The 13,722-nt window shown below is 71.9% G+C and carries 12 protein-coding genes and 1 pseudogene; 7 read left to right on the top strand and 6 right to left on the bottom strand.

The window, feature by feature from the left end; translation table 11 throughout:
* Positions 1–7 precede the first annotated feature (7 nt).
* The 5 genes from ACFPQ9_RS33015 to ACFPQ9_RS32995 all read left to right on the top strand — a co-directional run bounded on the left by ACFPQ9_RS33015 (position 8) and on the right by ACFPQ9_RS32995 (position 6,505).
* On the top strand, positions 8–1,024 hold the full coding sequence (locus ACFPQ9_RS33015; protein WP_380861692.1) for an asparaginase: 1,017 nt from the start codon (positions 8–10) through the stop codon (positions 1,022–1,024).
* 118 nt (positions 1,025–1,142) lie between these two features.
* Complete coding sequence (aspA, locus tag ACFPQ9_RS33010; protein WP_380861690.1) at positions 1,143–2,552, top strand: aspartate ammonia-lyase; 1,410 nt, start codon at positions 1,143–1,145, stop codon at positions 2,550–2,552.
* 51 nt (positions 2,553–2,603) lie between these two features.
* Complete coding sequence (locus tag ACFPQ9_RS33005; protein ID WP_380861688.1) at positions 2,604–3,545, top strand: glutaminase; 942 nt, start codon at positions 2,604–2,606, stop codon at positions 3,543–3,545.
* Between the two features lie 213 nt (positions 3,546–3,758).
* Entirely contained in the window at positions 3,759–5,153 is a 1,395-nt protein-coding gene (mptB, locus tag ACFPQ9_RS33000; RefSeq protein ID WP_380861686.1) for a polyprenol phosphomannose-dependent alpha 1,6 mannosyltransferase MptB, read from the top strand.
* Positions 5,150–6,505: a glycosyltransferase 87 family protein gene (locus ACFPQ9_RS32995; protein WP_380861684.1), complete on the top strand. Its 1,356-nt coding sequence runs from the start codon at positions 5,150–5,152 to the stop codon at positions 6,503–6,505. Before mptB ends, ACFPQ9_RS32995 begins: the two co-directional genes overlap by 4 nt.
* An 86-nt stretch (positions 6,506–6,591) precedes the next feature.
* On the opposite strand, the pseudogene ACFPQ9_RS32990 reads toward ACFPQ9_RS32995, so the two are convergent.
* From ACFPQ9_RS32990 to ACFPQ9_RS32975, 4 genes and pseudogenes are all read right to left on the bottom strand, one after another.
* Positions 6,592–7,428 (bottom strand): annotated as a pseudogene (locus ACFPQ9_RS32990) (D-alanyl-D-alanine carboxypeptidase family protein); the annotation flags it as partial.
* Positions 7,429–7,520: 92 nt separating this feature from the next.
* On the bottom strand, positions 7,521–8,657 hold the full coding sequence (rho, locus tag ACFPQ9_RS32985; RefSeq protein ID WP_380861682.1) for a transcription termination factor Rho: 1,137 nt from the start codon (positions 8,655–8,657) through the stop codon (positions 7,521–7,523).
* Positions 8,658–8,902: 245 nt separating this feature from the next.
* Positions 8,903–9,730, bottom strand: coding sequence for a class I SAM-dependent methyltransferase (locus tag ACFPQ9_RS32980; RefSeq protein ID WP_380861680.1), 828 nt, complete (start codon positions 9,728–9,730; stop codon positions 8,903–8,905).
* A gap of 98 nt (positions 9,731–9,828) precedes the next feature.
* Entirely contained in the window at positions 9,829–10,227 is a 399-nt protein-coding gene (locus ACFPQ9_RS32975) for a nuclear transport factor 2 family protein (RefSeq protein ID WP_380861678.1), read from the bottom strand.
* Positions 10,228–10,297: 70 nt separating this feature from the next.
* Here ACFPQ9_RS32975 and ACFPQ9_RS32970 point away from each other — a divergent pair, with 70 nt between their 5' ends.
* Both ACFPQ9_RS32970 and ACFPQ9_RS32965 read left to right on the top strand, forming a co-directional pair.
* Complete coding sequence (locus ACFPQ9_RS32970) at positions 10,298–10,855, top strand: PadR family transcriptional regulator (RefSeq protein ID WP_380861676.1); 558 nt, start codon at positions 10,298–10,300, stop codon at positions 10,853–10,855.
* 5 nt (positions 10,856–10,860) lie between these two features.
* Positions 10,861–11,592 (top strand): class I SAM-dependent methyltransferase, encoded by a 732-nt coding sequence (locus ACFPQ9_RS32965; protein WP_380861674.1) that lies wholly within the window; start codon positions 10,861–10,863, stop codon positions 11,590–11,592.
* On the opposite strand, the gene ACFPQ9_RS32960 is transcribed toward ACFPQ9_RS32965, so the two are convergent.
* On the bottom strand, positions 11,584–12,336 hold the full coding sequence (locus ACFPQ9_RS32960) for a GntR family transcriptional regulator (protein WP_380861672.1): 753 nt from the start codon (positions 12,334–12,336) through the stop codon (positions 11,584–11,586). The genes ACFPQ9_RS32965 and ACFPQ9_RS32960 overlap by 9 nt on opposite strands.
* A 130-nt stretch (positions 12,337–12,466) precedes the next feature.
* Positions 12,467–13,633 carry a serine hydrolase domain-containing protein gene (locus tag ACFPQ9_RS32955; protein WP_380861670.1) on the bottom strand — a complete coding sequence of 389 codons (1,167 nt, stop codon included), beginning with the start codon at positions 13,631–13,633 and terminating at the stop codon, positions 12,467–12,469.
* Between the last annotated feature and the right edge of the window lie 89 nt (positions 13,634–13,722).

The following is a 13,722-nucleotide window of genomic DNA, read 5'->3' as shown; positions in this document are numbered from 1 at the left end:
GACAGTGATGTACAGCAGCTCCATAGCGGACGCACCCCTTGTCCGCGAACCTCTCCACGCCCCCGTCGCCCACCTCATACGCGGCGGAATGATCGAAGGCATCCACTACGGCTCCGTCGTCGTCCTCGGCGGCGACGGTGACGTCCGGTTCCAGCTCGGTGACATCGAGGCCGCCTTCTACCCCCGCTCGGCGCTGAAGCCGGTCCAGGCCGTCGCCATGGCCCGGGCGGGGCTCCCGCTCGACGGTGAGCTGCTCTCGCTCGCGGCGGCGAGCCACTCCGGCGAGGAACGCCATGTCGCCGGAACCCGGCGCATCCTCGAACTCGCCGGGCTCACCGAGGACCATCTGCGCAACGTCCCCGACATGCCGTTCGACCCGGTCGTCCGGGACATCTGGGTGCGGGAGGGCCGTGCGCCCTCCCGCCTCGCCCAGAACTGCTCCGGCAAGCACGCCGCCATGCTGTACACCTGCGCGCTCAACGGCTGGTCCCTGGACGACTATCTCGACCCCGGGCACCCGCTTCAGCAGGCCATCGCCGAGATCGTCGAGGACCTCACCGGGCAGCGGATCGCGCGTGTGACCGTCGACGGGTGCGGTGCGCCGCTGTTCTCCGTCTCGCTGCACGGGCTCGCCCGCGCCGCCGCACGTATCACCACGGCGGCGCCGGGCACGCCCGAGGCCCGGGTCGCCGACGCGATGCGTGAGCACGCCGAGATGGCCTCCGGCTCCGGGCGGGACGTGGCGGCGTTGATGCGGGCCGTGCCGGGGCTGTTGGTGAAGGACGGCTTCGAGGGCGTGCAGGTCGCTGCGCTGGCGGACGGGCGGGCCATCGCCGTGAAGATCGCCGACGGGGCCAGTCGGGCGCGGGTGCCGGTGGCTGCCGCCGCGCTTGCCCGGGCCGGGGTCGATCCTGAGCTGCTGACCGAGTTCCAGGGTGAGGCGCTGCTGGGCGGTGGGCGGGAGGTCGGGTGTGTGCGGCCCGTTCGCTCGCTGGAGCCGGTCGCTGTTCCGGCCTGCGCCTGAGGATGTGCCGGATTCGTTGTGTGGCGGCTGCGGGTTTTGTGTGGCTGATCGCGCCGTTCCCCGCGCCCCTTTCAGGGGCGCTATCGCTCAACTTCTCTGAAAGAAGAACCGTTTCCCCATGAATGCCGTCACCCGTAGCGAGCACGATCTGCTCGGCGACCGGGATGTCCCCGCCGATGCCTACTGGGGTGTGCACACCCTGCGTGCCACCGAGAACTTCGCCATCACCGGCACGCCCATCTCCGCCTACCCGCACCTCATCGACGCCCTCGCCGCCGTCAAGGAGGCCGCCGCCCTCGCCAACGAGGAGCTCGGGCTGCTGGAGCCGAAGAAGGCCGCCGCGATCGTCGCCGCCTGCCGGGAGATCCGCGGCGGTGAACTGCACGACCAGTTCGTCGTCGACGTCATCCAGGGCGGCGCCGGCACCTCGACCAACATGAACGCCAACGAGGTCGTCGCCAACCGGGCGTTGGAGTTGCTGGGCCACGAGAAGGGGCAGTACCGGTACCTGCACCCCAACGAGGACGTCAACCTCGGACAGTCGACCAACGATGTCTACCCGACCGCCGTCAAGATCGCGACGGTGTTCGCGGTGCGCGGGCTGCTCAAGGCGATGGCCGTGCTCCAGGACGCGTTCGCCCGCAAGGCCGTCGAGTTCCGCGACGTGCTGAAGATGGGCCGCACCCAGCTTCAGGACGCGGTGCCGATGACGCTCGGGCAGGAGTTCTCCGCCTACGCCGTCATGCTCGACGAGGACCGCTCCCGGCTCGCCGAGGCGGTCGAGCTGATCCACGAGATCAACCTGGGCGCCACGGCCATCGGTACGGGACTCAACGCCCCCGCCGGGTACGCCGAGGCGGCCCGCCGCCACCTGTCCGAGATCACCGGGCTGCCGCTGGTCACCGCCGCCAACCTGGTCGAGGCCACCCAGGACTGCGGCGCGTTCGTCCAGATGTCCGGTGTCCTCAAGCGCATCGCCGTGAAGCTCTCCAAGAGCTGCAACGACCTGCGCCTGCTGTCCTCCGGCCCCCGCGCGGGTCTCGGCGAGATCAACCTGCCCCCGGTGCAGGCCGGTTCGTCGATCATGCCCGGCAAGGTCAACCCGGTGATCCCCGAGGTCGTCAACCAGGTCGCCTTCGAGGTGATCGGCAACGACGTCGCCATCACCATGGCCGCCGAGGCCGGACAGCTCCAGCTCAACGCCTTCGAGCCGGTCATCCTGCACTCCCTGTCCGAGAGCATCACGCACCTGCGCAACGCCTGTGTGACCCTCGCCGAGCGCTGCGTGGCCGGGATCACCGCCAACACCGACGCGCTGCGCCGGAGCGTGGAGAACTCGATCGGTCTGGTCACCGCCCTGAACCCGCACATCGGGTACACGGCCGCGACCGACATCGCCAAGGAGGCTCTCGTCAGTGGCCGCGGAGTGGCCGAACTCGTCCTGGAGAAGGGCCTGTTGCCGGCCGAGACGCTGGCCGACCTGCTGCGCCCGGAGGTCGTCGCCGGCACCGGGCAGGCCCTGGCCTGACCAGCGGTAACACTCACCTCGGATGCGCGAAGGGAACGGCCGGGAGGCACAATGGTGATCATGGCAGCGCCGACGTCGTCACTGACCTTCCAGCCGATCCTGGAGCGCATCGCGGAGGAGATCGAGCGGACCCCCGGCCGCGGCCGCCCCGCCGACTACATCCCGGCGCTCGCGGCCCGCGACCCACGGGCCTTCGGCATGGCCGTCGCCGAACTCGACGGCACGGTGTACGGCGTGGGGGACTGGCGCGAGCCGTTCTCCACGCAGTCCATCACCAAGGTGTTCACCCTCGCGCTCGACCTGGCCCGCGAGGGCGACGAACTCTGGGAGTACGTGGGCCGCGAGCCCTCCGGCAACCCCTTCAACTCCCTGGTACAGCTGGAGTACGAGAACGGCATCCCGCGCAACCCGTTCATCAACGCGGGCGCCCTCGTCGTCACCGACCGCCTCCAGACCCGTACCGGAGACGCGGCCGGCGAACTCCTCGCCTTCCTGCGTGCCGAGAGCGGCAACTCCGCTCTGGACTTCGACCAGGACGTCGCCGCCTCCGAGACGGCGAACGGCGACCGGAACGCCGCGCTCGCCCATTTCATGGCGTCCTACGGCAACATCGACAACCTCGTGCCGGCCCTGCTCGACCAGTATTTCCGCCAGTGCTCCGTGCGGGCGTCCTGCGCCGACCTCGCCCTGGCCACGTCGTTCCTGGCCCGCCACGGCGTCCGCGCCGACGGCACCCGCCTGCTCACCCGCAGCCAGGCCAAACAGATCAACGCGGTCATGCTGACCTGCGGCACCTACGACGCGGCGGGCGACTTCGCGTATCGGGTGGGCCTGCCCGGCAAGAGCGGGGTGGGCGGCGGCATCATCGCGGTGGTACCGGGCCGCTGCACGCTGTGCGTATGGAGCCCGGGTTTGGACGAGCGGGGCAATTCGGTAGCGGGAGTGGCGGCCCTGGACAGATTTACGACGCTGACGGGCCTGTCAGTGTTCTAGAGGGGGCTGCGGAGAGGCTTGAAGGGGCGCGGGGAACTGCGCGACAAGCCCCCACGCACCCGCACCCTGCACACAACCGCACCAGGCAGACGCTCCCCAGAACGCACAACCACCCGCAGTCGATCACGCGCCGGACACATCGCGGACCCCCCTCAGAGGGAACCTCGTCAACTCTTGGCCACCCGTCGTTGACAGGCTGACCGAGTGTTGGCCATGGCTTTCCCCATCGATCTCCGCCGCTGCCAGATACTCGGTCTGGCCGGTACCGCCATCCTCGCCCTGGGCGGTGAGACGGCCGGTGCCCTGCCGGTCCGGGAACTCCTGGCCCCCAGCTCGGCGCACGCCGCGCTCGGCCTGGTCGGCGTGTACTTCGGTGTCGTCCTGCTGATAGCGGCATGGCTGCTGCTGGGCCGGCTCGTGCGCAGCGCCGATCCGCCGACCCCGCGCGCCCTGCTGCTGGTGCTGGCCGCCTGGGCCACCCCGCTGCTGATCGCGCCGCCGCTGTTCAGCCGGGACGTGTACAGCTATCTGGCACAGGGCGCCATGGTCGACGCGCACATCGACGTCTACGCGTACGGCCCCTCGCACCTCGGCGGCCCCCTCGCCGACGAAGTGGCGCCGCTGTGGCGGCACACGGGCGCCCCCTACGGCCCCGTGTTCATGGGCGTCGCCTCCGTGCTGTCCGGCGCGACCCGCGGCGAAGTCCCCGCCGGACTCTTCGGCATGCGGCTGATAGCGCTGCTCGGCGTCGCGCTGATGGCGGCCGCCCTGCCGCGCCTCGCCCGGCACAGCGGAGCCGACCCGGCGGCCGCGCTGTGGCTCGGCGCCCTCAACCCGCTCGTGCTGCTGCACCTGGTGGCGGGCGCCCACAACGACGCCATCATGCTGGGCCTGCTCGGCGCCGGCCTGGTCGCGGCCCTCGGCCGCCGGCCCGTCCTGGGCGCCGTCCTCGTCACCCTGGCCGCGCTGGTGAAGGCACCCGCCGCGCTCGGCCTCGTCGCCGTCGTACTGCTCCAGATGCGCTCCGGACACCACCCGGTCAAGGCCGTCCTCAGCACGGGCGCCGTGTCCGCCGCCACCACGGTCGCCGCCACGGCCGTGGCCGGCACGGGATACGGCTGGATCGGCGCCCTGGACACCCCGGTCTCCAGCCAGAACTGGGCCCTGACCAGTCTGCTGGGCCGGGCCACCGCCTCGCTGCTGGAGCAGACCGGCAGCGATCTCGCACCGCTGGCCGTCCCGGTGTGGCACACCTTCGGACTCGTCCTCACCGGGATTCTGGTGCTCCTCATATGGTGGCGCTGGCGTCCGCGCCCGGTGTACGCGCTCGGCCTGAGCCTCGCGGCCGTGGCCGCGTTCGGACCGGCCATCCGCCCCTGGTACGCGGTGTGGGGCCTGTTCCTCATAGCGGCCGCCGCGCCCAGCACCTCGGTACGGCACCGCGTGGCCGCCCTGACGGGTGTGCTCGCACTCGCGGTACTGCCCAGCGGTGGCCCCGCCGACGCCGGCCAGCTGCTGCTGGCGGTCTCCGGCGGCGCGCTCGCCGTGGTCGTGCTCTGGCAGGCGCATCTGGCAGCACAGGCACCGGCGTTGGGACGTACGGCATGAGGCTTCCGCGCACCGACCGCAGCCGGCCGGCACTGGTGCTCGCCCTCGTCGCCGCCGTCGTCGTCTTCACCGCCACCGTGCCACTGCTGCGTGACTGGTTCGACCTGCGCGTCTACTACGGCACCGTCGACAGCTGGATGCACCACGACGGCCGTATCTACGACTACCGGGTGCCCGGCACGACGTACGGCTTCACCTATCCGCCGTTCGCGGCGGTCGTCATGGCCCCCATGGCGCTGCTGAAGCTGCACGCCGCCATCGTGGTGGCGCTGCTGCTGAACCTGGTGGCGCTGGCCTTCGTGCTGCGGGTACTGGCCGGGCGGGGCTGGCGGCGCCACGGCTGGTACGGAGTGGCGCTGGCCCTGTGCGGGCTGGCCCTGTTCGAGCCGCTGCGGGACACCTTCAGCTTCGGGCAGGTGAACATCCTGCTGCTGGCCCTCGTGCTGCTCGACTGCTGGTTGCTGTCGACCGGCCGGGAGCGCTGGGCGGGCGTCGGCATCGGACTGGCGGCGGCGATCAAGCTGACGCCGGCCGCGTTCATCGGGCTGCTGCTGGTCGCCCGCCGCTGGCGGGCCGCCGCGATGGCGACGGCCGTGGCCGCCGCCGCGACGGCGCTGGCGGTATGGGTGGCACCGGGCGCGTCCCGCTTCTACTGGACGCACGCCATGTGGGACACCACCCGGGTGGGCCGTCTCGACTACGTCTCCAACCAGTCGCTGCAAGGGATCCTGGCCCGCCTCGACGTGACGAGCCGGGAGGTCTGGGCGGTCGTGGTGCTGGTCGTGCTCGGCGTGTGGGTGGCGCGCACCCGCCGGGCGGTCGTGGCGGGGGACTGGACGGCGGCGTTCGCCCTCACCGGGCTGACCGCCTGTCTGGTCAGCCCGATCACCTGGGTCCACCACCTGGTGTGGCTGCTGCCTTCCTTCGCCGTCCTCGTCCGCGCCGGCCACCGGCGGGTGGCCGCCGCCCTGTACGCGCTGATGTGCACCAGCGTGGTGTGGCTGTGGTTCGACGACGCGTCCGGCGTCGACGGCTTCCTCGGCAGCAACACCTACGCCTGGATCACCCTGGGCCTGCTGTTGCGGCTGCCGGTCGGTCAGTCCGGCTTTGAAGGCTCGACCCTGCCGCGCGTCACGAGCGACACGGCACCGGCGCCCATCCCGGCGGCACCGGCGATCGCGCAGGCCTCCGCCCAGCCCGGCGGCTCGCCCTCGGGCGTCACCGCCGCGACCACGGGCACCGTGCTCGGCCCGGGCCTGGGTCTGGCCCGCAAGCCGTCGAGCGACCCCACCGGCTCGACCCGGCCTGCCGCGCCGAACCCCCAGTCGAGCAGTTCGCCCGCCTCCTCGTAGACGGCGTGCCCGCCGCCCGCCCGGGGGTTGAGCACCGTCACGACCAGCGTGCGACCGCCGCGGCGGGCGGCGGCGACGAGGGTGTTGCCGGCCTCGGTGGTGTAGCCGTTCTTGATGCCGATCAGGCCCGGGTACCGGTCCACCCCGTCCGCGCCGGTCAGCAGCCGGTTGGTGTTGCGGATCGGGTACGCCCAGCCGCCCCGGCCCGGGAAGGTCGCCTCGGCGGTGCCGCAGTACCGCGCGAACTCCGCGTTGCGCAGCCCCGCGCGGCCGAACACCGCGAGGTCGTACGCCGAGGACACCTGGCCGGGCGTGTCGTACCCGTCGGGCGACACCACGCGCGTGTCGAGGGCGCCGAGCGAACGTGCCTTTGCCTGCATCCGTGCGGCCGTGGTGCGCCAGCCGCCGTTCAGTGCGGCCAGCACCCGCACGGCGTCGTTGCCGGAGCTGAGGAAAACCCCGCGCCACAGATCGGCGATCCGGTACGTATGCCCCTCGGCGACCCCGACCAGACTGCTGCCGGGCCCGATCCCGGCCAGCTCCTCGGGCCGGACCGTGTGCGGGACACCGGCGGGCAGCGTCGGCAGCAGGGTGAGGGCGAACAGGGTCTTCAGCGTGCTCGCCGGCGGCAGCCTGCGGTGCGCGTCGTACGCCGCGAGCACCTCGCCGGAGTCGGCGTCCGCCACCAGCCACGACAGTGCCGAGACGCGGGGGAGCCGGGGCGCCCCGGAGAGGGGATGCACCTGGGTGCCGGACCGGTACAGCAGCGCGGGGCGTGGGATCGCCGCGGCCCGGGGGCCACCGGGCGGGTCGGGGTCGAGCCGGTCGAGGGCGACCGCGGAGGCCGGTGCGAGCGCCAGCAGTCCGGCCGCGCAGAGCACGCCGGTGGACACGAGAGCCCGGAAGGAAAATCCGATCTTCATACCGTCAACGTAGAAACGGAGCAGGCCAAGACCGCGCTGCCCGGGCCGGTCCGGCCCGCGCGGGCACTCGTACGGGCGATGAATTCGGCGTGTCACTCGCCGGGCAGGGTGGGCTGGACGCGCCGCAGGAAGGTGGCGTTGTCGGGTGTCTCGCGCAGCCGCTCCAGGAGGGTTTCCAGGTTGGTCTGCCCGTCCCGCGTCTGAAGCGCCCGGCGCAGGCCGCGTACGACGGTCAACTCGGCCGGGGGCAGGAGGAGTTCCTCGCGGCGGGTGCCGGAGGGGTTGATGTCGACGGCGGGGAAGACACGCCGGGAGGCCAGCTCCCGGTTCAGGCGCAGCTCCATGTTGCCGGTGCTCTTGAGCTCCTCGAAGTAGAAGTCGTCGGCGCGCGAGCCGGTCTCCACCAGGGCGGTGGCGAGGATGGTGAGCGAGCCGCCCTCCTCGGCGAGCCGGGCGGCGCCGAAGAACCGCTTCGGCCCGTGCAGCGCGGCCGCGTCGACGCCGCCGCTCAAGGTGCGTCCACCGGAGGAGGCCGCGTTGTTGTGCGCCCGGCACAGCCGGGTCAGGGAGTCGAGCAGGATGACGACGTCCTCGCCCGCCTCGACGAGCCGCTTGGCCCGCTCGATGACGAGCTCGGCCAGCGCGATGTGCTGCTTGGGTGCCCGGTCGAAGGTCGAGGCGTACACCTCGCCCCGCACCGAGCGCCGCATGTCGGTGACTTCCTCGGGGCGCTCGTCGAGGAGCACCACCATCAGCCGGCACTCGGGGTGGTTGCCGGCGACGGCGGCCGCGATCTGCTGGAGGAGGACCGTCTTGCCGGTCTTGGGCGGGGCCACGACGAGACCGCGCTGGCCCTTGCCCACAGGGGCGATCAGGTCGGTGACCCGGCCGGTGAGCCCGGCTGCCGGATGCTCCAGGCGGATCCGCTCACGCGGGTGAAGCGGCGTCAGCTCGCCGAAGTGGCGGCGGTTCCTGTCGGGGGAGCGGCCGTTGACGCGGGCGACGTCGGTGAGGGTGCGCCCCTCACCGCGTACACCGTCGACCAGGTCGCCCTTGCGCAGGCCGAAGCGGCGGATCAGCGCGGGGGAGACCGGGAGGTCGGCCGGGGCGGGCAGCAGGTGCTCGGCGCGCAGGTGTCCCTTGCCGTTCGCGTCGATGTCGAGCACGCCGGTGACGGCACGGACCGGGGGCTGCTGCCGTACGGGTGGGTTTTCGAGAGTGGTGGTCATGGTGGTGGGTCCTTTCACGGACGGAAGGCATGAGACATGCGGAAGGAAGGGAGGTGCCGCGGACTTCGGGAAGGCGGCTCGATGCGCCTTCGGGCGGCGGGAAACAGCACCTCGGACATGGCTCGAGGCCCGTCACGAGATGGTGAGGAGAAAGCCGGTACGCCGACCGGCGAACTGAGGTGAAACCGGCACCGGCGCCCTGGACTGGGCGTACACAGGTGCTAACGGGACGGTACCACGGCGGTTCAGCGTGTGGCGAGAAGTCCGTAGAGCAGGGGGATGCGCGGCTCGGGAAGCCGCCACCAGCCGGAGGGTGTGCGCTCCATCTGCGGCCAGCGCTGCCAGGGCAGCTCGTCGCTCTCGGTGAGGCGCCGGACGGTCAGTCCCGCATCCGTCAACGCGCCCAGGACCTCTCCTATTCCGTGCATCCACTCGTAGCTGTCGGTCGCGTCCGCCACGGCGGGGCCGTCCGTGTAGGTGTGCGTGGCGTCCCGGTGCACGGCCCCGTCGCCGCCGAGGTAGTCGTGGCGCAGCAGCAGCTCCGGTCCCTCGCCCGGACCCGGCTTGGGGCCCAGGGAGTTGAGCAGCGGATGGAACTCGACGATGTACAACCGACCGTCGGGCCGCAGGAGTCGGGCCACCACATCCGCCCAGCGGTCCAGGTCGGGCAGATAGCACAGCGCGCCCTTGCCGGTGTAGACGACGTCGAACCGCCGCCCCTCCAGGGCCGCCACGGCGTCGTACACATTGGCCTGCACGTATGTGACGTCCAGGCCCGCCTTCCGGGCGATTCCCTGCGCGGCGGCCACCGACGCCGCGGAGAAGTCCAGGCCGACGGCCCGCGCCCCGCGCTGCGCGAAGGCGATCGTCTCGGTGCCGAGATGGCACTGGAGATGCAGCACATCACGGCCGGCCAGCTCGCCGAGGTCGTCCCACTCGAAGGAGGCGAACCAGCGGGCGGGGTCGAGGTCCCGGTCCAGGCCGTAGAACCGGCTGGCGACGTGGACGGGCGTGCGGGCGTCCCAGTTCGCCTGGTTGGCCGACATCATCCGCGCGTGCTCGTCGGTGGTCATGGGGACATCCAACCGTGACCGGCCCACGCGGTGGCTGAGATCGCGCCACGGGGCGCCCGGGTGTCGGTCCGGGCGGGCCCCGCTTCCGTGGGTCGGCGCTATACGGACCGGGCCTGCGCCTCCTTCTCGATCCGGTCGAACTGCGCGCCCATGGCCTCAGCCAGGGCGTGGGCGCCCGACAGCGGACGGACCATGACCATGAAGTCCTCGATCAGCCCCTCCTCGTTCAACCGGAGGAAGTCGCAGCCGGTGATCTCCCGGTCGCCCACCCGCGCGGTGAAGACCAGGGCGTGATCACGGCCGCCCGGGTCGTTGATCTCCCGCACATAGCGGAAGTCCTCGAAGACCCGCACGACACCGCGCAGGATCGCCGCCGTGATCGCCTTGCCCGCGTACGGCTTGAACACGACCGGGCTGGTGAAGACGACGTCCTCCGCCAGCAGGGCCTCCATGGCATCGGCGTCGCCCGCCTCGACGGCCTCGCGGAACCCGCGCATCGGATCACCTCATAGTCAATTTGTTGAGTAGGTGTGGATGAGAATAATCACCTGCTGTTACGGTGTCCATATGTCCCTCAAGTACGCCGTCCTGGCCGCCCTGCTGGAGGGCGAGGCCTCGGGCTACGAGCTGTCCAAGGTCTTCGACATCTCGTTCGCCAACTTCTGGCCCGCGACCCCGCAGCAGCTCTACCGGGAGCTGGAACGGCTCGCGCAGGACGGCCTCGTCGAGGCCCGCTTCGTGCAGCAGGAACGGCGGCCCAACAAGCGGATGTTCACGCTCACCGCGGCCGGCCGGGAGGACCTGCGGACCTTCGCGGCCGAGCCGCCCCGGCGGCCCACCGCCGTCCGCGACGAGCTCCTGATCAAGCTCCAGGCGATGGACGACCCCGAGACCACCCGCGCCATGATCGAGGAGCGCATGACCTGGGCGCGCGGCAAACTCGGCCGTTACGAGCGCGTCCGCGCACGCATGCTGGACGGCCGGACCGAGGAGGAGTACCTGCGCGAGTCCGACCGGGTGGGGCCGTATCTGTCGCTGCTGGCCGGGATCTCCTTCGAGGAGCAGATCCTGAGCTGGTGCGAGCGGGTTCTCGTGGTCCTGAAACAGCGTGTGACGCAGGGGTGACGCCGATGTTCAGCCCCGAAGGCCCCTCCCTGCGCGAGCTCACCGTCCAGGCCCTGTCGTCCGTCGAGCGCGGATACGACCTGCTCGCCCCGAAGTTCGACCACACGCCGTTCCGTACGCCGGACTCGGTGCTCGACGCCGTCGCGGCGGCTCTCGCGGGGACCGGCCCGTACGACGACGGTCTCGACCTGTGCTGCGGGACAGGAGCCGGTGTGGAGGTGCTGGCCGAGGTGTGCCGGCGCAGCGTCACCGGCGTCGACTTCAGCGCGGGCATGCTCGACGTGGCCCGGCGGGAGGCGCGGGTCTCGCGGCCGCGCATCGACTGGGTCCGTGCGGACGCCCGTGCCCTGCCCTTCGCCCCCGCCTTCGACCTGGTGGTGAGCTTCGGCGCGTTCGGACACTTCCTGCCCCGTGAGCTCCCGGGCGTGTTCGCTCAGGTCCACTCCGTCCTGCGACCGGGCGGCCGCTTCGTCTTCCCGGTCGTGGCGCCGCCCCGTCCCGTGTCGGTCGCCTACTGGATGCTGCTGGGCTTCGACGCGGTGATGCGGGTGCGCAACGCCGTGTGGCGGCCGCCGTTCGTCATGTACTACCGGGCTTTCCGGCTCGGGGAGGTGCGCGCCGAACTGGCCCGTGCCGGGTTCGAGGTGGAGCTGCGGACCCTGCCCGAGTTCGGGCGGCGGAGGGACGGGAGCCCACGGGTGCGGATGGTCGTGGCGCGCCGGCCGGAGTCAGACTGACGAAGCCATGGCCGCGGGCAGCGTGAACTCGTAGACCAGGGCGTCCTGTTGGGCGTCCACGACGAGGTCCGTGATCTCCAGAGGGCGGGCGTACTGGTCGTGGACCCACCGGGTGACGCGCACCGTGGACGCTCCCGGCAGCCGGGTGATCGCGTCCCGGTGGTGCAGCGAGAGGCCCGCCCGGCGCATCCAGTCGTAGGCGCGGCGCAGTTGGGCCGAACCGGAGGCGTCGGTGCGGTCGCGATAACGGGCCAGTTCCGCCACCTCGGCCAGCGCCACCGCGGAGAACGACGTCACGGCCGTACGCCGCCCGCGGCCGTCGGCGCCCGCGGACTCGTAGCGGTGCACCAGCGTCTGGCAGTGCGGGGCCAGACCGAGGGCCTCGGCGTGCTCCGGCGAGGGCGTCTCCCAGGCGACGGTGGCGCGGTCGACGGCGCCCGGGCCCGTGATCCGCGCGCCGACCGGGAACGTGAGCGAGGCGGCCGTCTCGACCGGCAGGCCCGGCAGCGTGGCATGGCTGCCCCGCCGGTCCGTGGCCACCAGACCGCTGCGGCGCAGCACCTCCAGCGCCTGCCGGACTGTCTCCCTGCTGACCCCGAAATGGTCCGCCAGATGCCGTTCCCCCGGCAGCCGTTCGCCGGGCGGGATCGTCCCGTCGCGCAGCTCGCCCAGGAGCTGGGTGGCGATCTTCCAGTACAGCGGTGCTTCGGTGAGCGGACGGTCGTGCGGGGTGGTGCGGGCCATGCCGCGCCTCCTGTTGGTGACGTGTTGTAGCCGAGCGGGCTCCTTGCGTCACCAGATCTAAGCAGTGGTCTAAACCAGCAGGGAAGGGTGGTTTCCCACTTCGGCCGAAACGGCCCGCGCGCGGAGCCCGTCAAAGGGCGCTGTACAGGGCGTCGATCAGCGCCATCTTCCGCGGGTCGTCCGCGATATGAGGCCCCATACGGTTCATCGTGTACCCCAGCGACACCCCCGCCTCCGGGTCCGCGAGACCGCATGAGCCACCGAAGCCGTCGTGTCCGAAAGCCCGCGGGTTGGGACCGTACGAACCGTTCGGACCGCTCAGCCACAGGCCGAGTCCGATCTCGGTCTCGTGCGCGAACCCGGCGCCCAGCACGAGGTCGCGGCACCTGCCCTGCCCCTCGCGTACCCGCTCGGCCGACTCGGGGGACAGGACGCGATGGCCGTCGAAGGTCCCGCGCCCCGCGAAGATCCCGTACAGCGCCGCCACCGCCCGCGCGGTGCCGTGTCCGTTCGCGGCGGGGATCTCGGCGGCCCGCCACTCGGGAGAGTTGGCCTGAGCTGGTCCCAGGATCGGGTTGGTCAGCGCGGCCAGCGCGGCGGGCGCCAACTGGCTGAAGATCGCCGCCTGTTCACTGGTCCGCTCGACCGGCGGCTGCACCAGCTCGGCCGCCCGCCCGGACTCCTTGTCGGGCAGCCCGATCGTGAAGTCGATCCCGAGCGGCCCCGTCACCTCCCGCTCCAGGAAGGCCCCCGGCAGCAGCCCGGACACCCGCCGCACGACCTCCCCGACCAGGGAGCCGTAGGTGAAGGCGTGGTACCCGGAGGCGGTCCCCGGCGTCCACCACGGCTCCATCGCCGCGAGCCGCTGCGTCGTCAGCTCCCAGTCGCAGAGCTGCTCGAACGAGTGCGGCTCCCGCAGCCCGGACAGACCGGCGCGATGCGACAGCAGATGCCGGACGAGGACCCGCTCCTTGCCGGCGGCGGCGAACTCCGGCCAGTACGTGGCCACGGGTGCGTCGAGGTCGATGAGGCCCCGGTCGGCGAGGATGTGCGCGCACAGTGCCGTCGGCCCCTTGGTCGTCGACCACACATTGACCAGCGTGTCGCGCTCCCAGGGACGGCTGCGCTCGGCGTCGGCCCACCCGCCCCACAGGTCCACCACCGTCCGGCCGTCGACGGTCACGGTGACCGCGGCGCCCAGCTCCTCGCGCTCCCGGAAGTTCGCCTCGAACGCGTCCCGCACCGCCGCGAACCGAGGATCGCACTGTCCCTGCACCTGTGCCTCGTGCTCCGCCATCGGCCCCACCCCTTGTCGTCCGTTTGTCGTCCGCCGGAACCCCGGGCCACGGCAGCGCGGCCGGGCTCCCCGAACGTACCGACTGGTCG

The sequence above is a fragment of the Streptomyces coerulescens genome (assembly GCF_042657965.1).
Taxonomy (GTDB): Bacteria; Actinomycetota; Actinomycetes; order Streptomycetales; family Streptomycetaceae; genus Streptomyces; species Streptomyces coerulescens.
The sequence above is the reverse complement of the archived record's forward strand: the minus strand, read 5'-3'. Positions and strand labels throughout refer to the sequence as shown.

Bases quoted from the DNA above. Each gene is read 5' to 3' on its own strand.
- ACFPQ9_RS33015 (WP_380861692.1), top strand. From the start codon at position 8: ATGTACAGCAGCTCCATAGCGGACGCACCCCTTGTCCGCGAACCTCTC.
- aspA (WP_380861690.1), top strand. From the start codon at position 1,143: ATGAATGCCGTCACCCGTAGCGAGCACGATCTGCTCGGCGACCGGGAT.
- ACFPQ9_RS33005 (WP_380861688.1), top strand. From the start codon at position 2,604: ATGGTGATCATGGCAGCGCCGACGTCGTCACTGACCTTCCAGCCGATC.
- mptB (WP_380861686.1), top strand. From the start codon at position 3,759: ATGGCTTTCCCCATCGATCTCCGCCGCTGCCAGATACTCGGTCTGGCC.
- ACFPQ9_RS32995 (WP_380861684.1), top strand. From the start codon at position 5,150: ATGAGGCTTCCGCGCACCGACCGCAGCCGGCCGGCACTGGTGCTCGCC.
- rho (WP_380861682.1), bottom strand. From the start codon at position 8,657: ATGACCACCACTCTCGAAAACCCACCCGTACGGCAGCAGCCCCCGGTC.
- ACFPQ9_RS32980 (WP_380861680.1), bottom strand. From the start codon at position 9,730: ATGACCACCGACGAGCACGCGCGGATGATGTCGGCCAACCAGGCGAAC.
- ACFPQ9_RS32975 (WP_380861678.1), bottom strand. From the start codon at position 10,227: ATGCGCGGGTTCCGCGAGGCCGTCGAGGCGGGCGACGCCGATGCCATG.
- ACFPQ9_RS32970 (WP_380861676.1), top strand. From the start codon at position 10,298: ATGTCCCTCAAGTACGCCGTCCTGGCCGCCCTGCTGGAGGGCGAGGCC.
- ACFPQ9_RS32965 (WP_380861674.1), top strand. From the start codon at position 10,861: ATGTTCAGCCCCGAAGGCCCCTCCCTGCGCGAGCTCACCGTCCAGGCC.
- ACFPQ9_RS32960 (WP_380861672.1), bottom strand. From the start codon at position 12,336: ATGGCCCGCACCACCCCGCACGACCGTCCGCTCACCGAAGCACCGCTG.
- ACFPQ9_RS32955 (WP_380861670.1), bottom strand. From the start codon at position 13,633: ATGGCGGAGCACGAGGCACAGGTGCAGGGACAGTGCGATCCTCGGTTC.